Source organism: Adlercreutzia sp. ZJ141, assembly GCF_011038965.1.
Lineage (GTDB): Bacteria > Actinomycetota > Coriobacteriia > Coriobacteriales > Eggerthellaceae > ZJ141.
Genome location: NZ_JAAKEB010000015.1, coordinates 14,036 through 33,604, shown reverse-complemented (window position 1 = coordinate 33,604; position 19,569 = coordinate 14,036). Strand labels below are relative to the sequence as shown.

General features: G+C 58.4%; 14 protein-coding genes. All 14 read left to right on the top strand.

From position 1 onward, the window contains the following. Positions 1 to 31 precede the first annotated feature (31 nt). The 14 genes from G7Y44_RS07940 to clpB all read left to right on the top strand — a co-directional run bounded on the left by G7Y44_RS07940 (position 32) and on the right by clpB (position 19,429). On the top strand, positions 32 to 1,189 hold the full coding sequence (locus tag G7Y44_RS07940; RefSeq protein ID WP_165248906.1) for a DUF58 domain-containing protein: 1,158 nt from the start codon (positions 32 to 34) through the stop codon (positions 1,187 to 1,189). Further along, a complete protein-coding gene (locus tag G7Y44_RS10340) occupies positions 1,167 to 3,779 on the top strand; it encodes a transglutaminase-like domain-containing protein (protein ID WP_206214435.1) in 2,613 nt (870 codons plus the stop codon). Before G7Y44_RS07940 ends, G7Y44_RS10340 begins: the two co-directional genes overlap by 23 nt. Before the next feature lie 136 nt (positions 3,780 to 3,915). Beyond that, positions 3,916 to 4,821 (top strand): Fic family protein, encoded by a 906-nt coding sequence (locus tag G7Y44_RS07930; protein ID WP_165248904.1) that lies wholly within the window; start codon positions 3,916 to 3,918, stop codon positions 4,819 to 4,821. A gap of 183 nt (positions 4,822 to 5,004) precedes the next feature. Next, on the top strand, positions 5,005 to 5,718 hold the full coding sequence (locus G7Y44_RS07925; protein WP_165045425.1) for a LytR/AlgR family response regulator transcription factor: 714 nt from the start codon (positions 5,005 to 5,007) through the stop codon (positions 5,716 to 5,718). 153 nt (positions 5,719 to 5,871) lie between these two features. Then, positions 5,872 to 7,575, top strand: coding sequence for a glucose-6-phosphate isomerase (locus G7Y44_RS07920; protein ID WP_165248902.1), 1,704 nt, complete (start codon positions 5,872 to 5,874; stop codon positions 7,573 to 7,575). Between the two features lie 77 nt (positions 7,576 to 7,652). After that, complete coding sequence (locus G7Y44_RS07915; protein ID WP_165248900.1) at positions 7,653 to 10,427, top strand: carbamoyltransferase HypF; 2,775 nt, start codon at positions 7,653 to 7,655, stop codon at positions 10,425 to 10,427. A gap of 59 nt (positions 10,428 to 10,486) precedes the next feature. Then, positions 10,487 to 10,723, top strand: a complete 237-nt coding sequence (locus G7Y44_RS07910) for a HypC/HybG/HupF family hydrogenase formation chaperone (protein ID WP_165045420.1) — start codon at positions 10,487 to 10,489, stop codon at positions 10,721 to 10,723. Continuing rightward, entirely contained in the window at positions 10,723 to 11,841 is a 1,119-nt protein-coding gene (hypD, locus tag G7Y44_RS07905; RefSeq protein ID WP_165248898.1) for a hydrogenase formation protein HypD, read from the top strand. The genes G7Y44_RS07910 and hypD overlap by 1 nt, the downstream gene beginning before the upstream one ends. Positions 11,842 to 11,973: 132 nt before the next feature. Next, complete coding sequence (locus G7Y44_RS07900; RefSeq protein WP_165045416.1) at positions 11,974 to 12,162, top strand: 4Fe-4S binding protein; 189 nt, start codon at positions 11,974 to 11,976, stop codon at positions 12,160 to 12,162. Positions 12,163 to 12,409: 247 nt separating this feature from the next. Further along, positions 12,410 to 14,305: a molecular chaperone DnaK gene (gene dnaK, locus G7Y44_RS07895; protein ID WP_165248896.1), complete on the top strand. Its 1,896-nt coding sequence runs from the start codon at positions 12,410 to 12,412 to the stop codon at positions 14,303 to 14,305. 5 nt (positions 14,306 to 14,310) lie between these two features. Then, positions 14,311 to 15,111, top strand: a complete 801-nt coding sequence (locus tag G7Y44_RS07890) for a nucleotide exchange factor GrpE (protein WP_165248894.1) — start codon at positions 14,311 to 14,313, stop codon at positions 15,109 to 15,111. Between the two features lie 218 nt (positions 15,112 to 15,329). Further along, positions 15,330 to 16,277 carry a DnaJ C-terminal domain-containing protein gene (locus G7Y44_RS07885; protein ID WP_165248892.1) on the top strand — a complete coding sequence of 316 codons (948 nt, stop codon included), beginning with the start codon at positions 15,330 to 15,332 and terminating at the stop codon, positions 16,275 to 16,277. Continuing rightward, the gene (locus tag G7Y44_RS07880; protein WP_165045408.1) at positions 16,270 to 16,662 is read left to right on the top strand and encodes a heat shock protein transcriptional repressor HspR; all 393 of its coding nucleotides are present in this window, start codon (positions 16,270 to 16,272) and stop codon (positions 16,660 to 16,662) included. The genes G7Y44_RS07885 and G7Y44_RS07880 overlap by 8 nt, the downstream gene beginning before the upstream one ends. Positions 16,663 to 16,723: 61 nt before the next feature. After that, on the top strand, positions 16,724 to 19,429 hold the full coding sequence (gene clpB, locus G7Y44_RS07875) for an ATP-dependent chaperone ClpB (RefSeq protein ID WP_165248890.1): 2,706 nt from the start codon (positions 16,724 to 16,726) through the stop codon (positions 19,427 to 19,429). The last annotated feature ends 140 nt before the right edge of the window (positions 19,430 to 19,569 follow it).

The following is a 19,569-nucleotide window of genomic DNA, read 5'->3' as shown; positions in this document are numbered from 1 at the left end:
CACGAAACGCGAGGAGCGCGAACACCTTATTATGCTGAAAAGCCGCATCGCATCCGCATCTTTCATCCTGATAGCCGCAGTGCTGCATTTCTGGGCGAACAGCGCCTTGTCACTTGCATTTCTGCTGGTGTCGGTTGCTGTGCCGGTGGTTTTGTTCGCACAGGTGCGGCTTGCTGCGGCACTTACCCGCGTGACGCTTGATGTTGAACCGTCCTATCAGTTGGGCGAACATTGCGCTGTTCGCCTTCGTCTTGTTCGTGGGCTGCCGTTCTGTCTTGCTGTTGCGATGCTTTCCGTGCGCGTTGAGAACAGCGTGTTTGCTACGGTGGAAGACCACACCGTCGAAGCGGCGTTGAGCACACGGTGCCGCACCTGTGATTTGCCCGTGCTTGAACAGCGCTATGGGCGTGTGCTAATTTCGACAGATTCGGTGCGTTTGGTTGATCCGCTCCGGTTGTTCTGCGCGCGCCTTTCGCTTGATGCGAACTATGAGAGTGTGCTGCGTCCCGCTCAGCTGCAAACTGAGGTTCTGCTTTCGCAAACGCCTCAGGCTCACATGTTTGGCGATTCGTTCGACAACTCGAAGAGCGGGCACGATGTAGGTGAGGTATTCGATGTGCGCGAATATGTTCCCGGCGACTCTATGGCCAGTGTTCACTGGAAGCTGTCGAGTAAGTTTGATTCGTTGATCGCGCGACAGTTTTCGCGTCCTGCCGATTACGAAGTGGCGCTGTTGGCGTGTGGCTGCAAAGAAGCGTCTGATGACGTGTGCAACGGCGTTGCCTCCATGGTGTTGTCGCTGTCTGCGGCTCTGTTGCGTGCGGGTGTGTTTCACGATGCGGGGGTAATGTATGAGCAGCAGGCCAGCTTTCATATGGTTGACGATGAAGCATCGCGCGCCGCATTTGCCGACGCGTTACTGGCAACACCCTTAACGCCTTCGGCATATGAGGTGTCGCAGGTATTAGCGGATGCGTCGCTTGCCGATCGTTTCACGAAGGTTGTTTTGGTGACGTGCTTCTACGACGAGGCCGCATGGGCTGCCCTTGCGCAGACGGTCGATTTGACCGTTGTGGTTATTTCTGCCGACGAAGAGGGAGCGGCTTCGGGGTCGGTAAGCGAGCGCTATGCGTTGTTCACATTCCAGGCGAGGGGGTTGGCCGATCATGGGCATCGCATCTCGCTTTAACGAGTCTCACAGAAGCGCTCACGCGAGTGCACCCGCGCATGCACGTGCTGCAAGTCAGGGTAACGTTGCCGCTGGCCGCAGCGCCGCCACTTCCCCTCGTCGCGTGCGCGGGTTTGAGACGGTTGCTGCTATGTTGCTTGCTGCAGGTATGGCGCTTGCCGTGCTGGTGGCGCCGTGGCCTGTAGCCATCGTCGCATGCGGTGCTGTGGCAGCAGCGCTCTCAACTGCTCTGTTGGCTGCGACGCGATATTCTTCGCGTGCATCTTACGGCATAGCGCTAGGGCTTGTGATGGCTGCGTTGGCAGCAATGCTTGTTGTAGGAGTTGCTCCCCTGCGCGCAACGGCTGCCAATGTGACGAACACGTTCATTGATGCGTGGAATGCCCAGTTCGACGGCTACGTGCTTCATTTTGCAGTGTCGGCCCCATCCGATGGTGCTGCTCTTATGTTTGCGCTGTTCACGGGGCTTGTGGTTGGCTTGGTAGTGCATGCCATATGTTTGAGTCGGTCTATGATCGCAGCACGGCTTATTCCGATTACCTTCATCGTGTGCGGCCTGTTCTTCCAGACGATACTCCCCGCTTCGTTTGCGTGCTTGCTTCTTGGTGGTGCGCTGTTGGGAAGCTGCTATGCCCGACGTGACGACGCTTCGCTGCGTGCTGTTCCCGCATTTGCCGTGACGCTTGCTGTTATTGTGGGAGTGTCGTTGCTTGCATGCGCGGGATATGAGGGAAACACCCAGCTGCGCGATGCAAAAGGCAATGCGCTGGCTACCGTCGATGAGTTCCGCTTTGGGTCGGACACGTTGCCTCAGGGCGATCTTGCGAGTGCACATCGGATGAGTGCGGTTCCTGAAGAAGGGGAAACCGATCGTCTTCGGGTGACGTTTGCCGATGAAGAGGCCGCAAGTAACGCCGCGCCGCTGTACCTTCGCGGGTTTGCAGGGGTTGAATACACGGGGGACGCATTTAACCGCATGAAACCTGACCAGTATGAAGGCGAATGGACGGGCTTGTTCACGTGGCTTGATGCCGAAGGGTTCAACACACTTTCCCAATATTCGGCGTATCGCTCGCTTGACGACGAGGAAACCGGTAATGCCACCGAAACGTTATCGGTGACGGTTGATGCACCAGGTGCCTATCGTCGCTACGCATACGCTCCGGCCGCTGCGACATCGGACGGTGCGGAATCGTTGCTCGATCTGTATCGCACTAACGGAGAAGTGCGCGGCAACGAAAGCAGCACGTTTGAGGTGGTTGCAGGGGCGCCAATGGCCGAAACGATGGTTCCGGGCGATTGGGTGTACGAGCAGGCGGCCTCACTTGGTTCGGAAACGGGCCCCGATGCGGGCGTTGCTGCAGATCAAGGCGATGCAAACGGCGAAGACTTGTCTGCCCGCGAGCGAAACTTCCTGCGAAGCGAGTTGGCGTACCGTTCCTTCGTGTACGACCGATATCTCGACGTTCCCAGCGACACTGCGACGGTAATCGAGCGGTTCTTCTTCGAGGATGACACGTGGAATGCCGATAAAAGCACGTTGTATTCCACGGTTACGCGTATTCGCACGTTGCTCGATGTAAGCTGCGATTACAATGCGCAGGGCGTGCGGTTTGAAGGTGCAAGCAGCAGCGGCGGTGCGTTAGGTGCCGGCGGTGGGTCGGCGAGCGCGGATGTCACAGACTCCACAGACGCCACAAATGCCACAAATGCCACAAGCACCGGCACCGCTTCAAACGATTACGTGGCGTGGTTCTTGGAGGATGCCTGTGAGGGTAATTCGGCTGCGTTTGCGAGTGCGGCGGTGCTTGCTTTCCGCCAGGTGGGCGTGCCAGCTCGTTATGTGGAAGGTTACTTGCTTGATGAAGAAACTATCGAACATATGCGAGAAGCGGGCGAAAGCTCATGCACGCTCAATGAAAGCAACGCGCATGCATGGGTTGAGGTATACGTTGACGGTGCCGGTTGGATGCCGGTTGAGGTGACGCCGGGCTTCTACGATCGCGTGTACGCATCCGATGAAGTGGTCGAAATAGCACGCGAGGTTGCGGGCGGCGCGAGCGACGATTCAAATGTGGGAACGGTTGCAGAGACGCCGGATTGGACCGACATACTGCCCGAAGAGCTTCGCCCCTTCGCATGGCTTGGCTTGGCGCTGTTGTTTATGTTGATGGCGTTCATCATTATGGGCGCGGCTGAGCTACAGCGGCTCGCGCGCTTGGGGTGGCGCTCGCGCCGCCTGCGCCGTGCGGTTGCGTGTGGCACGGGGTCGGTGCTGCTGTATGGGCGATTACACGATCTTATAAGTGATGCGGGCGTACACGTGGACGAACTCGACCCGCACTCGTGTGTTGGCGCGCTCGCGAAGGCTCACCCCGAGGTGCACGCTTTCGAATGTGATCGTGCGCTTTCGCTTATGGAACGCGAGCGCTATGGGCAAATTCCGCTCGGTGAATTTGAGGTAAGTATCGTGGAAAGCCTGCTGGAAAAGCTCGAAGCTGGCAATTGGGAGCGTGCGTCGGTTTCGCGTCGCATCGCGTATCGCTACATTGGCCTCTATCTCATTCCCCTGCATCTCGTTACGGCATAAGCTACGAGAGGGCGTGAACAGGGGACGGACGTGAACGGGGGACGGAGGAGCGTTCGCGTTCTCGAAAACCATCCGAGATCGAAGGCGTTTCGTGATAAGGTGAACCCGTTGGGTTCCTAAGAGAGGCGATGGGCTTTTGACAGCTGAGGGCTTGGACAACTTCGCATATGAGCCGGCGCGTTCGCACGAGTCTATGGCTGCGCGGCGTCATTACTGGGCCGTAGCTATCGGATTGCAGCGCGTTGACGGCCTGGAGGTTTCCCCTTATGTGCAGAAGATGGCGGCCGACTACGTGAACGGTGGGCGCACTTTAGAGGAAACGGGGCAGCTCGTGCGTGCGTATCACAGTAATACCGCCCGCAATGATGCCCATGCCGACACACGTGAAGCCGACCTGGTAGCCCAGCGCATCGCTGAGCTTCTGGCGGCAGTTCCTTTCTATCTTGCGCCGGAGATACTGGTAAAAGTGCATCGCTATCTGTTCCAAGACCTCGACGTTACGGTGTATCATCCGGGCGAATTTAAAACCGAGCGCATGGTGAAGCAGGAGGACATCTTGAACGGCGACAGCGTGCTGTATGCCGATCCGCTGGCTTACGACATGGCGCTCAAAGGGGTGTTCGCCGCAGAGCAGGGGAAGCTCTATACTACGTTGGAAGGCGACGAGCTTGCTGACTTCTGTCACTTCCTAGCGTTTCTCTGGCAGATTCATCCCTTCTTTGAGGGAAATACTCGCACAGTAGCGGTGTTCTCGGAACTCTACCTTAATCACCTGGGGTTCAACGTGTCAAACGAGCCCTTCGCAAGCAACGCCCGCTACTTTCGCGACGCCCTTGTGCGCGCTATGTACCGCAATGTGGCAGCCGGCATTTTTCCCGATGAATCGTTTCTGGTGGCCTTCTACGAGAACGCGCTGGGACGCGCGAATAAGCGTCTCAACCGCGAAGATTTGATCTGCACGGCTCTTTTTGAGAATCCGAGTCTCATTCGCAACATCAGCCCAGACAAGGCTCTCAATAAACAAACGATCCGCCCTAGCTAAGTGTGAGGCACGGAAGTTCTGCCGTCATGCATACTCATGGTAGCGTGCATGTGGCATTTGAGAAAGAGTCAGAGTGGGCGTTTTCCTTTTGTCGCTTTGCGTGCGGGTGCGTGGAAAGCGGTGGTCTGTGTTAGACTCTTCTGTTACAGCAATGGTTTCACGTATGAGAAAGGTGGGGGGACCGTGCTAAAGGCGATCATTGTTGATGATGAGGCTCCTGCGCGCTCTGAGCTGCGCTTCCTGCTCGACGAGGTGGGGCAGGTCGAGGTGGTTGCCGAGGCTGCGAATGTCCGCGACGCCATCGAGAAGTTAAAAGAGTATCCGTGTGATGTCATGTTCCTTGATGTGAACATGCCCGAGGCCACTGGCTTGCAGCTGGCCGATGCTCTCATGCGTCTGAAGTTTCCCCCGGCAGTTGTGTTCGTTACGGCATATAGCGAGTTCGCGCTCGATGCGTTCAAGGTGAATGCGATCGATTATCTGGTAAAACCTGTGGAAACCGACCGGTTAGCCCAGGCGATCTCCCGCGTGCGTGAACATGTAGCGCTGCATCTGAAGAGCCAGAAATCGGAGCGCATTCCCGTTGAGAAGGCGGGAAAGAAGATTCTTATCAGCATCGACAAAATTCGCTTCGTTATGGCGCGCGACGATTACGCCTACCTGCAAACCGATACCGACAGGTTCTTTTCTACGGTCAGCTTAGCCCAGCTGGAAAAGCGTCTCGACGGGCACGGGTTCTTCCGCGTACATCGCGGCTATCTGGTGAACCTTTCCATGGTCGAAGAGGTCGAGCCGGTGTCGGGTGGCACGCTGCTGCTTACGCTGAATGGCGTTGACGAGCAGATTCCGGTGTCGCGTCGTCGCGTGACCGCGCTGAAAAAGGCGTTGGGACTGTAAGGTTTCCTGCGTTCGTTGCTGCGCCGCGCACGAAACGCGCGAGGCGCTGTGTTCGGTTCTCGCAGGGGTAAGCAACGGCAAGCAGCTGTCGTACGCACAGTGATCAGTGATACGTCGGCGGTAAGCCGGCCATCCTGAAGGAAAGAAGACATCATGCAAACCATCGATGCGAGCAAGTTGTACACGTCGGCAAAACAGCTGGTGGAAGATCGTGTTGCGTCGCGCCTGCATGCCAAGGACGCCTCGCTGTACGATTTCTCCGAAGAAGCGTGTTCGTGCGCACGCAATTTCATGGGATGGGCCGATTTGGCAACGAACCCGCCCTGCCCGATCGACCGCATTCAGGCGTTTGCCGATGCCGAGCGGGCACGCGGATTGAAAACCGTGGTGCTCATTGGGCAAGGTGGCTCCACCCAAGCGCCGATGACCATCACGAAGTACAACAAGCCCGATTCGTCGGACGTGGCGTTCAAAACACTCGATTCCGATTCCCCCGTGCGTATACGTGAAATCCTGTCGGAGCTTGATCCGGCCACGTCGCTGTTCATTGTGTCATCGAAAAGCGGCGGCACTATCGAACCGCGCCTGGCCTTGCGCGCCGTGCGCGCTCAGCTTGCCAACCGTATCAGCGACGCCGACCTGGTGAAACGCTTGGTTGCCATTACCGATCCGGGTTCGAAACTCGAACAACTTGCGCATGACGAAGGTTGGCTCGCCGTGTTTTCCGGAGAGCCTACAGTAGGTGGCCGATTCTCGGCGTTGTCGGTGTTTGGCTTGCTGCCGGCCGCCTTGGTCGGCATCGACCTGCAGCGGTTTATGGAATATGCTCGCGCCGCCGAGACGCGATGCAGCGCCGATGTGGCTGACAACCCGGCTATCGCTCTGGCGGCGTTTTTGTACGAAGGGTACGAGGCAGGGCGCAACAAGTTTTCATTTGTTACGCCGCCGCGCGGCCGGGTACTGGGGCTGTGGATTGAACAGTTGGTGGCGGAAAGTGTTGGCAAGGAAGGCAAGGGAATCCTTCCCAGCATCGAAGTTGATTCGCTGCTGCTGGCGTCCGACTCGGGCGATCGCGGTGTTGTCACGTATGAGACGAAAGCTGATCTGCCAGACGAAACACGGGACTTCCGCCGCAGCTTGGAGTGTCTGTCGCCGGACATCCCGCGCATGGATTACCAGATTGATGCAGTTGAGCAGCTCGCCGAGCACTTCATCATGTGGGAGTACGCTGTGGCCATGTGCGGCTACCTGATGCGGGTATGTCCGTTCGACCAGCCTGACGTGGCGTCAGCGAAGGCGGTGGTGCTGGATATCCTGCGCGACGGTCAACCCGATCCCGATTTCACACAGAGCTTCTACGGCAACGTGCCGCTCGGTCAAATAGAGGTTCGCATGGCACCGCGCTTCGCAGGGCAAGCCGACGTGCGCGGTGCGCTGAAAGCGTTGTTTGACAGCATCAAGCCAGGCGATTTCTTCGCCATCAATGCGTTTTTACCCTTCACGGGCGAAGGACGTCGTGAAGCGCTTGAGGTCATTCGTCATGGCGTTGCCCGCGCGAAGGGCGTAGCGTCGTGCTTGGAGGTAGGTCCTCGTTACCTGCATTCCACGGGGCAGCTGCAAAAAGGAGGTCCGAACTGCGGTGTGTTCCTCATCTTGTCGGCCGACGAGCCCGATGATATCCCGCTCAGTCAAGAAGCTGACAGCTTGGGAGCCCTTGCGAAGGCGCAGGCGTTAGGCGACATGGCAACGCTGTCCGCGCGAGGTAGGCGCGTAGTGCACCTGCATCTTCCCGACAACGCCGGTGTAACACTGCGCCTGCTGGCAAGCATTGTGGAAGACGTGCTGCAAGAACGATAGGCTGGCTGCGTGGCTGCGTACGGGCTCATGCGTGCGCGCACGTGTGAGAACCCAGATTAAGACATGAAAGGCGGCTTATGGTTGAAGCGCTCGACATTCAGGTTAAAGGAATCGTACAAGGGGTGGGTTTCCGCCCCTTCGTTTATCGTTTGGCAAAACGATACCTGATCAACGGATGGGTACTGAATGCAGTGGATGGCGTGTTTATCCATGCGGAAGGGGAAGGGAAGCTGCTCGATGAATTCGTGTGTGAATTGCACGAGAACCCACCCGCGGCGGCACACGTTGAGGAAGTGGATCTGAAAGAGGTTCCGCTACAGGATTTCGAAACGTTCGAGATTCGTTTCTCTGACGAGGCAAAAACGCAGGAGACAACGCTCGTGTCACCCGACCTGGCTACGTGCAACGATTGCGTATCCGAGCTGTTCGATCCGGCTGATCGTCGCTACCGCTACCCGTTTATCAACTGCACAAACTGCGGGCCCCGATTCACTATCATCGACGCTTTGCCGTACGATCGCGAGAAGACGTCGATGGGCGCATTTCCCATGTGTGGGCCGTGCGCGCACGAATACGCCGACCCATTGGATCGTCGTTTCCATGCGCAACCCGATGCGTGTTTCGATTGCGGGCCGTGCGTTTCGTTTGCGTGGCAGAGTTCGAACTGCGCCGTCATCGAAGGCATGTGCGATGCGACCTGTGGCGACGTTGCGTTGGATGCAGTGTCGGGTGGTATCCCCTTTTCTGAAAGCGACGTCGAACGCGTTTGCGATAGGAGCTGCGCCGACGCCGAACGCGCGTGCGATGGGAACGTTCGCGTTGTTTGGGGGCGTGGTCGCGAGAAGAGCGACGCCATCTTTGCTCGAGCAGCGCGGCTTCTTGCGTCAGGCGGCATTGTGGCGGTGAAGGGGCTCGGCGGCTTTCATCTGGCGTGCGACGCGAACAACAAGCAGGCGGTCGCCCAGCTACGCCAGCGCAAGCGGCGCGAAGGTAAGGCGTTTGCGGTGATGATGCGCGACGTGCAGGCGGTTCGTCAGGTGTGCCAGGTGAGCGCCGAGGAAGCCAAAGTGCTGGAAAGTGCGGCACGACCCATTGTGCTGCTCAAGCGTTTGCCGGACGCTGCGTTTGTGCCGGGGCTTATTGGCGATCTTCCCGAACTGGGCGTGATGCTGCCGTGTACGCCGGTGCAGCATTTGCTGCTGCACGATTTCTGCGAGCAGGTTGCTGCCGGGTGCGCCGGCGGCGCAGCGGGTGCTAAGGCTGTTGGGTATGTCGGCGGTGCTGCTTCACCAGTGCAAGTTGCGAAAAACCCTCCTATGTTGGTAATGACGTCGGGAAACATTCACGACGAACCCATTGTCATTGACGACACTGATGCCTACGATCGTCTGCTGGGCATCGCTGATGCAGTGTTGGGAAACAATCGTGCCATTCGCACGCGCTTTGACGATTCAGTGGTGCGCGTCATTCGTGCGGGCAGTGCGGGTACGGCTATTCAGATGATTCGCCGTGCTCGCGGTTACGCGCCCGTGCCAATTGCTTGTCCTGTTGACAGCGCGTGTTGTGGCGGTTCATCGGAAGAGGCAGGCTCTGCTGACAAACGCATGCCTGCTGCTTCCAATTGTGCAGATGTCGCATCCTGCGCCTCGTTAACGCACGTGGAGGGACCTGTTGTGTTCGCTACGGGCCCCGATCAGAAATGCACGTTCGCGCTGGCTCGTCTGGCGACGCATGGCGAGCGCGAGGCGGAAGCGTTCGTGTCACAGCACATCGGCGACTTAGAACACGTCGAAACCTACGATGCGTGGCTTGCGGCGAAGGCGCGCTTCGAGCAGCTATTCCGCATGGAACCTACGCTGGTGGCGTGCGATTTGCATCCTGAGTACCTGTCGTCAAAGTGGGCAGCCGATCAAGAACCTGGCACACGCATCGTGCGGGTGCAGCACCACCATGCGCACATCGCGTCGGTTGTAGGCGAGCATGGCATTCGCGACGCTGTGTGCGGCATCGCCTTTGACGGTACGGGTTATGGTGCAGACGGGCGCATTTGGGGTGGCGAAGTGCTTGTGGCTAATATGGCCGCCTTCGAGCGTTTCGCGAACTTCGCCTACGTGCCTATGCCGGGCGGTGCTGCGGCCGTGCGCCACCCCTTGCGTATGGCATACGGCGTGTTATGGGCGTTTGACCTGCTTGATCATCCGGGTGCTGCGCGCGCGATCGAGCAGCTGGGCGAGCAAGCGGACGTGTGCGCGCAGATGATCGACGCCGGCATCAATACGCCACTCACCTCGTCGGTGGGTCGCCTATTCGACGCCGCAAGTGCGCTTCTGGGAATTTGTACCGAGCCAACCTACGAAGGTGAACCCGCAATCCTTCTGGAAGCTGCCCTACACGAATACGAACGGGAATGTGGCGCACCTTGCACGACCGCAGCGTCGGCAAGTTCCGTCGGTCGGCAGACCGACGGAACTATTAGTATCGTGAAGAACACGGCGCTTCCGAACAGCACGGCGCAGGACACCTCGGTGCTGCTGCTCGATCCCGAGCCAGCGTTTCGTGCGCTGCTTGATGACGTTGTGGCGGGCGTTCCTGTTGGCGTTATCGCTCAACGGTTCCACGACGCATTCGTGGGTGCTATCGTGGATGTGGCGCAGCTTTGCCGCGCGGTGTACGGCATCGAGACGGTGGCGCTAACAGGTGGCGTGTTCATGAACCGCTACGTTGTTGAACACGCCCTCGATCAGCTCGAACAGGCCGGTTTCTCGGTTGCCATCAACCGCGATCTACCGCCTAACGACGGGTGCGTTTCGTTTGGGCAGGCTGTGGTAGCATTGAACGCGAAAGAACACTAAGCGCACACGCATTTTCAAGCGTTGCGCCCGCTTACCGCAAATGAAAGAAGGAACCTCACATGTGCTTGGCAATTCCCGCCCACGTGGTTGAGTTGAAGGCCGACAACCTGGCTACTGTTGACATCATGGGTGTTACCCGTGATATTTCGCTCGATCTCACGCCGCAGGCGACCACAGGCGACTACGTGCTCGTTCACGCCGGGTTCGCTATCGAGGTAGTGGATGAAACGTTTGCTTTAGACACTCTCGAGCTCATTCGGCAATTCCCTGGCTTAGTCGATGCGGAGGGGTTGTGATGGCGGCATTGCACAAAGCGTCCTCTGACACGTTTCAGGCAGAACTACAGGCTTTCAAAGACCCAGGGTTGGCGAAAGGACTCATCGAGTCAATCGACAAGTTGGCGCCTGCATGTGGCGCAACCCTTATGGAAGTATGCGGTACGCACACCGTAGCCATTGCCCGAAACGGCATCCGCAACCTCATGCCTACGGGTGTGCGCTTGGCGTCGGGTCCGGGCTGCCCGGTGTGCGTTACGTCGAACCGCGATATCGACACCGTTATTGCGCTCGCTCGCACGCCGAACGTCACTATTGCCACGTTCGGCGATATGACGCGTGTGCCGGGAAGCACCTCGAGCCTGCTTGCCGAGCAAGCTTCGGGCGCAAACGTGCGTATCGTGTACAGCCCGCTTGACGCGTTGCGTCTCGCTCAAGACGACCCGAGTCGTGAGGTCGTGTTTGTGGGTGTGGGGTTCGAAACTACTACGCCGCTTGTAGCAATGGCTATCAAGCGTGCCGACGCGCTGGGACTTCGCAACTTCAGCGTGTTTGGTGCTCACAAGAACATGCCCGGCGCGTTGGAGGCCATTGTCAACGACCCGCAGCTGCAGGTTGATGCGCTTATCTTGCCAGGACATGTGAGTACCATCATCGGGGCCGACCCATACCGATTCCTCGCTGAGCGTTACGGCATCCCCGGCGTCATTACTGGGTTCGAGCCGGTCGACGTGTTGCAAGGCATTGCCATGATCATGCGCCAGTTGCACGAGGGGCGCGCCGATATTGAGATAGCTTACGCGCGTGGCGTGCAACCGCAGGGTAACCCAGTGGCGCTCGCTGCCATCGAAGAAGTGTTTGAAACCTGCGAGGCCACGTGGCGCGGCTTAGGCCCCATTCCTGGGTCGGGCTACCGCATTCGCAATCGTTACACACGCTTCGACGCTGTGCGTAAGTTCGATCCCGTAATCGAGCCAACGCGCGATCCCAAGGGTTGCCGGTGTGGGGATGTGCTGCGCGCTCGCATGGCTCCAAACGAGTGCCCGTTGTTCCGCACGGCGTGTACGCCCGAGAATCCTGTGGGTCCGTGCATGGTCAGCAGCGAGGGTAGTTGCGCCGCTTATTACCGCTACTACTAACCTTTTGTGCCGAACCCTGGAAAACACTCGATTTCTCTTGCATTCGCCTTCAATAATGGTATCTTGCGTCCAGTAGTTTTGAGAGGAATCCGGCTGTGTGCCGGGCGAAGCTAAGACGAGAAGGAGGCCACCATGCCCCGTCCCATTATCGATGCCGATGAGTGCGTAGGTTGCGGTATTTGCGTTGACGCATGTCCGAATGACGTTCTGGAAGTTTCCGGCGGCACTGTTGAGGTCGTGAACGAAGATTCCTGCATCGGTTGCGGCGATTGCGTCGAAGAGTGCCCCATGGGCGCCATCCCCGAAATCCAGGAGGATTAAGGCGAATCACGTTCGCGGCACCGTTGTGTCGTTTGAATCGTTTTGAAAGCGGCTGCGTTTCTGCCACGGGCGGAGCGCAGCCGTTTTTTGTGGCCATATAACGGCAACATTACAAAATTTCAACAAGCTGTGATAAAAAACTTGACACTGCATCACTAAGATTTTATAGTGCATTTCGTTGCAACGACAGAACGCACCCGTTGCACGGCCGAACAAGGTAATAAACTTCTTAGGGAAGGACACAATAATGGGCAAGATTCTTGGCATCGACTTGGGCACGACGAACTCCGCCATGGCGGTCATGGAGGGCAGCGAACCCGAAATTCTGGTGAACGCCGAGGGCGATCGCACCACTCCGTCGGTTGAGGGCTTCCGCGCCGACGGCGAGCGTGTGGTTGGCAAGCAGGCAAAAAACCAGGCGGTTACCAACCCCACCAATACGGTGTCGTCAGTGAAGCGTTTCATCGGCCGTTCGTTCAGCGAGACCTCCGAAGAGCAGAAGACCGTCAGCTACAAGGTGAAGTCGGGCAGCGGTGGCCGTGCGGTTGTTGACATCGACGGTAAGGATTACACGCCGGAAGAGATTTCCGCTATGGTTCTGCAGAAGATGAAGAACGATGCCGAGAAGCAACTGGGCACCACCATCACCCAGGCCGTCATCACCGTGCCGGCCTACTTCAACGACGCTCAGCGCCAGGCCACCAAGGATGCTGGTAAGATCGCCGGTCTCGAGGTACTGCGCATCATCAACGAGCCTACGGCAGCGGCACTTGCCTACGGCTTGGACAAGACAAACAAGGACGAGAAGATTCTCGTGTTCGACCTGGGCGGCGGTACGTTCGACGTGTCGGTGCTGGAGCTGGGCGACGGCGTGTTTGAGGTAGCCTCCACTGCTGGCGACAACCACTTGGGTGGTGACGACTGGGATCAGCGCGTCATCGACTGGATGGCTGACAAGTTCAAGGCCGACAAGGGCACTGACCTGCGTCAGGACCCGATGGCGCTGCAGCGTTTGAAGGAAGCCGCCGAGAAGGCGAAAATGGAGCTGTCCGCCACCACGCAGACCACCATCAACCTGCCGTTCATTACCGCCATCGATGGTGTTCCACAGCACCTTGACTACACGCTTACTCGCGTGGAGTTCGAAAGCATCACGAAGGACCTGCTCGATCGTTGCCGCAAGCCGGTTGAGCGCGCGTTGTCCGATGCGGGCCTGTCTGCGGGCAACATCGACGAAGTTATCCTGGTCGGCGGCTCCACTCGCATGCCTGCCGTGCAGGAGCTGGTGAAGAAGATCACGGGCAAGGCGCCGAACATGTCGGTGAACCCCGACGAAGTTGTGGCCATGGGTGCGGCCGTGCAGGGCGGCGTGCTGTCTGGTGATGTCGAGGGCATTCTGCTTCTGGATGTTACCCCGCTGTCGCTGGGTGTTGAAACCATGGGCGGCGTTATGACTCGCATGATCGAGCGCAACACCACCATCCCCACCCGCAAGACCGAAATCTACTCCACCGCTGCCGATAACCAGACCAGCGTTGAAATTCACGTACTGCAAGGCGAGCGTCAGATGGCCAACGACAATAAGACACTCGGTCGCTTCCAGCTGACCGGCATTCCGGCAGCACGGCGTGGCGTTCCGCAGATCGAAGTGACGTTCGACATCGACGCCAACGGCATCGTGAATGTGTCGGCGAAGGATTTGGGCACCGGCAAGCAGCAGCAGATCACCATTTCGGGCTCCACGGCGCTCAACGACGACGAAGTTGATCGCATGGTGAAGGACGCCGAGGCTCATGCCGAGGAAGACAAGCGCCGCAAGGAAGAGGTTGAGGTGCGCAACAATGCCGACGCATTGGTGAACGCCACCGAGCAGACCCTCTCCGAGCTGGGCGACAAGGTTCCGGCCGACGCGAAGAGCCAGGCTGAGCAAGCGATATCCGAGGCACGCACCGCGCTTGAGGGTACCGACACTGAGGCTATTAAGGCAGCCACTGAGAAGCTGCAGCAGGCTGGCTACAAGCTTGCCGAAGTGGTGTACTCCACCGAGCAGGCAGCTGGCCAGGCACCTGATGCGGGCGCTGCTCAAAACGACGACACCATCGAAGCCGACTACGAAGTAGTCGATGACAAGGAAGGGAAGTAAGCGCCATGACCCAGCAGCCGAACAACTCCACGCGAGACAGTGAGGCAAGGGCTACAGCGCGGCAGATTCCCATTGATGACGTAGAAGAGCCAATGGCGGACGCAGTGTTGCCTGCCACAGAAAACGTCGACCACGGCGGCGACTCGACCTCCTCCTCCGAGGACGCCGCATCTGTCGAGCCGGCCGACCCTTCGGGGTCGGCCGAGGCCGCAGCCGATTGTGATAACGAGCACGATGAGGTGCACGACGAGGAACAGGGCGAATCGGACGTGGTTCGAGAGGCTGAAGAGGTGCTCGAGCAGGCCGATGCCCAGCAAAGCTCCGACGAACTGATCGCAGCCGCACAGGCTGAAGCGAAGGAGTGGCAGGACAAGTTCATGCGGCTCCACGCCGAATGGGACACGTACCGTCGTCGTATGAACGAGCAGCGTGAGGTTGAGAAGGCCCGTGCTGCCGAGAAGTTGGTTATGGGGCTGATTCCTGTCATTGATGACTTCGAGCGTACCATCGATTTCGCTGCCAACAACGGCGAGGCCGATTTACTCGATGGTGTGAAAGCCGTGCATGCCAAGTTCGTTGACGTGCTGGTGAAAGATGGCGTGCAGGTGATCGACCCGGCCGGCGAGCCATACGATGCGTTGGAGGCTCAGGCGGTTGCCACGGTTCCCAACACCGATGTACCCGACGAAACGGTGGCCGATGTGTACCAAAAGGGCTACAAGATGGGCGCGAAGGTGCTGCGGCCGGCCATGGTGACGGTCACAACGGGCGGGCCAAAACGAGAAAAGCCCGCTGCGGAAGAGTAACAGCAATGCGAGGCTGTGGAGTGCGGAGCAACGCTCAGTCGCTCGGCAGTCCTCGCTTTGTGGAACAGTCCGCTGGACTGTTCCAGTCGCTGCGGAACTCGCTTAGTGAGCATTGTTCCGCACTCCTTCAAAGCTGAGACATTGCCAATAACGATTGATTCAAGGGCGGGCTTTTCTTTGGCCCGCCCTTGCTTAAAAAAAGAAAGAGAGGTGGGCGTATGTCGGCTACCCCTGACTATTACAAGACGCTTGGCGTGCCTCGCACCGCCTCAAGCGATGAGATAAAGAAAGCTTTTCGCAAGCTCGCTCGCACGCATCATCCTGATGCGGGTGGTGATGAGGCGAAATTTAAGGAGATCAACGAAGCCTACGAGGTGCTCTCCGACGAGAAGAAGCGCAAGATTTACGACCAGTACGGTACTGCCGATGCAAATCGCATTCCCCACGGCTGGGGAGCTGCATCAGCTGACGATATGTTCGGAGGCTTCGGTAGTTGGGCAGAAATTCTCGAGAGTATTCGCCGGGGTGAAGGTGCGTTCGGGTCCGATTGGGGCGCAGGCGGTTTCGGCGGATTTGGTGGCTTTGGTGGTGCTCCGCGCGGTCCACGTCCACGGAAGGGACAGGACATGAACGTGACGCTCAACGTGACGTTCGATGAAGCGTTTTCTGGTACGCAGAAGAGCGTATCGGTGCGCATTCCCGGCAAGACCGAAACGGAAACGCTGTTGGTGAAAGTTCCTGCGGGTGCTGTTGATGGGGGTCGTTTGCGTTTCAAGGGAAAGGGTGCTCCAGGAGAAAACGGCGGAGCTGCAGGCGACTTGCTCATAACCACGAAGATCGCTCCGCATCCGTTCTTCACACGCGATGGGGCCGACGTGCTGCTCGATGTTCCGGTGAGCGTTGCCGAGGCGGCGTTGGGCGCGAGCGTGATTGTTCCTACGCCTGGTGGACCCAAGGTTCGCGTGAAGGTTCCCGCCGGCACCCAGCACGACACAAAGCTGACGCTTCGCGGCAAGGGTGCTCCGAAGGTGAAAGGCTCGGGTTCGGGTGACTTGAAGCTAACGGTGAAGGTTCGTGTCCCCCAGACACTCAACGACCGGCAAGCTGCGGCGCTACAAGCCTACCTTGATGCATCGGATGACGAGATGAGGGATTGGAATGACTGAGCGCACCGATAGGGATCGCCCGGTATATATGATCAGCGTCGCTGCCGAGCTGGCGGGTGTGCATCCGCAGACGCTGCGCGCGTACGAGCAGAAAGGCCTGGTCACACCACAGCGTACGAGTGGCAACACGCGGCGCTACTCGCAGGCTGATATCGATAGGCTCACGTTAATCAATGAGCTTACCAGCGAGGGAATTAACTTGGCAGGTGTGACGCGTATTCTCGACTTGCAGGGCAGGCTCGATGAGCGCGATCAAGAGCTTGACGACCTGCATAAGCGCGTGCGACGTCTTGCCGACCGTGTGCACGAGCTCGAAACGCGTGAATCGGTAAACGCCTTGGTGAATCCCGGATCAACAGCACTTGCCATCCGTCGCCTTCATTAGAGCGCTTAAAGCACGCTGAACCGACGCTTCCGCCTGTTGCGGAGGCCAGAAGGGAGCACATATGAGACTCGACAAACTATCGATTTCTGCCCAAGAGGCGTTTCAGGCCGCCATGGGCGTAGCAGGTGATGCAAACGCGAGCATCATTGAACCAATTCATCTGCTGAAGGCGCTGCTTGATGCCGCCGAAAATAATCTGTCGGCCATCATTAAGCGCATCGGTGCCGAGCCGTCGCTTTTGGAAGCCGAGGTAAACGACGAAATTGCCTCGATGCCAAAAGCAAGCGGCACAGGCATGCCCATGGCCATGCCAGGCAACGACTTCATGAAGGTTATCGACAACTCGGTGAAGATCGCCGAGAAGATGGGCGACAGTTACGCCACCAGTGAGCATTTGCTTATTGCGCTGTCTGAGGGTAAAGACCGCGCAGGTAAGCTGCTCAACCGCAACGGCATCACGCGTAAGACTGTTGAGGAAGCCTACAACAACCTTCGTGGTAGCACGCGTGTTACCGACCAGGCGTCAAAGCCCGAACTCGATGCGTTGAACACGTACGGGCAGAACCTGACGCAGGCAGCGCGCGAGGGCAAGCTCGACCCGGTCATCGGTCGTTCCGAGGAAATCCGCCGCACCATTCAAGTGCTCAGTCGTCGCACGAAGAACAATCCGTGCCTCATTGGTGAGCCGGGCACGGGTAAAACCGCCATCGTGGAGGGCTTAGCGCAGCGCATCGTCGCCGGCGATGTTCCTTCCAGCCTGAAGGATCGCGACATCGTGGCGCTCGACTTAGGCTCCATGGTTGCCGGCGCAAAGTATCGCGGCGAGTTTGAAGACCGCTTGAAGGCCGTACTGCGCGAGGTAAAGGAAAGCGCTGGTCAGGTAATTCTGTTCATCGATGAGCTGCACACCATCGTTGGTGCCGGTTCCACAGGTGACAGTTCTATGGATGCGGGCAACATGCTCAAGCCCGCGCTCGCACGCGGCGAGTTGCACGCCATCGGAGCAACCACGCTTGACGAATACCGCAAGTACATCGAAAAGGACGCCGCGCTTGAGCGCCGTTTCCAGACAGTGCTGGTGGGAGAGCCATCGGTGGAGGACACCATTGCCATTTTGCGTGGGTTGAAGGAAAAGTACGAAATTCATCACGGCGTGCGCATCACCGACGGCGCTATTGTGGCGGCTGCTGAGCTCTCAAACCGCTACATTTCCGATCGTTTCCTTCCCGACAAGGCGATCGACCTGATGGATGAGGCCGCCAGCCGCTTGCGCATCGAGATTGACAGTATGCCGGAAGAGGTGGATGCTGCTGAGCGCAAGCTCACGCAAATGCAAATCGAAGAGCAGGCGCTCATGAAGGAGACTGACGAGGTGTCCGCCGAGCGTTTGGATGCGCTGCGCCGCGATATCGCCACCGCCCGCGAAGACTTAGACAAGCGTAAGGCCGAATGGCAGAACGAAAAGGATGTCATCGAAAACGTGCAGACCTTGAAAGCCGAGCTTGACGACGCGCAGATGGAAGAGGAACGCGCCACGCGTGAGGGCGACTTGTCGCGCGCTTCCGAGCTGCGTTATGCCCGTATTCCCGCGCTGCAGCAGCAGCTGTGTGAAGCCGAGGATGCGCTGAACGCGAAGCAGCAAGACGGTGCTATCCTGCGCGAAGAAGTGACCGATGACGAAATCGCCGAGGTTGTTTCCGCATGGACGGGTATTCCCGTGTCGAAGATGATGCAGGGCGAAATGGCGAAGCTCGTCGACTTGGAAGACAAGTTGCGCGAGCGCGTCATCGGCCAAGATGAAGCTGTGGCTGCGGTGGCCGGCGCCATCCGGCGCAACCGCGCGGGGCTTTCCGACCCCAACCGTCCTATTGGCAGCTTCCTGTTCTTAGGCCCCACGGGTGTGGGCAAAACCGAGCTTGCCAAGGCGCTCGCCGAGTACCTGTTCGACAGCGAGCGGGCCATGGTGCGTATCGACATGTCGGAATACATGGAGAAATTCAGCGTGCAACGCCTGATCGGCGCGCCTCCGGGATACGTTGGCTACGACGAAGGCGGCCAGCTGACCGAGGCCGTGCGCCGCAAGCCGTATTCGGTGGTGTTGCTCGACGAGATAGAGAAGGCACATCCCGACGTGTTCAACGTGCTGCTGCAGGTGCTCGATGACGGCCGTTTGACCGACGGACAAGGCCGAGTAGTCAGCTTCAAAAACGCCATCATCATCATGACCAGCAACGTTGCTTCACAGACAATTCGCGAGTACTCCGGCCAAGGTGGTAAGGAAACCATGGGCAAGGCCATGGAAGACATGCTTGCAGGTGATGTGGAAACGGGTGCGAAGCGGCTCGCCGAGCTGAGCATGAAGGTGAACGACGCGCTGCGTTCGACGTTTAGGCCTGAGTTCTTGAACCGTATCGACGACATTGTCACGTTCAACGCGCTGGGCATCGTCAGCATCGAGCCCATTGTCGACTTGCAGCTCAACGAGGTGCGCCGCCGCCTGGCCGATCGTCGCATTACGCTTGATGTGACGCCTGCCGCCATGGAACACTTGGCCATCGACGGGTTTGATCCGGCCTACGGTGCCCGTCCGTTGAAGCGGCTCATCCAGAAAGAAGTGGTTGACCGCATTGCCGAGAAAGTGGTTCGCGGGCAACTGCATGACGGTAGCCACGTGCTCATTGGCATCAACGCCGACGGCGATTACGACTGCACCGTGGAAGGGCCGCTGTCCGTGGACTGGGGTGCCCTTGAGGGCATGCTGGAATAATGCTGGAATAGAGAAGCGGCGCTGCGTTACCTTGCGCAAAACCTGCGCGAGGTTCATGCAAACCTACGCGAGATCCATGCGTGGCCTACGTGAACCAACGTAAGGCCCTACGAAAACCTACGATACAATGCGGCGTCCGT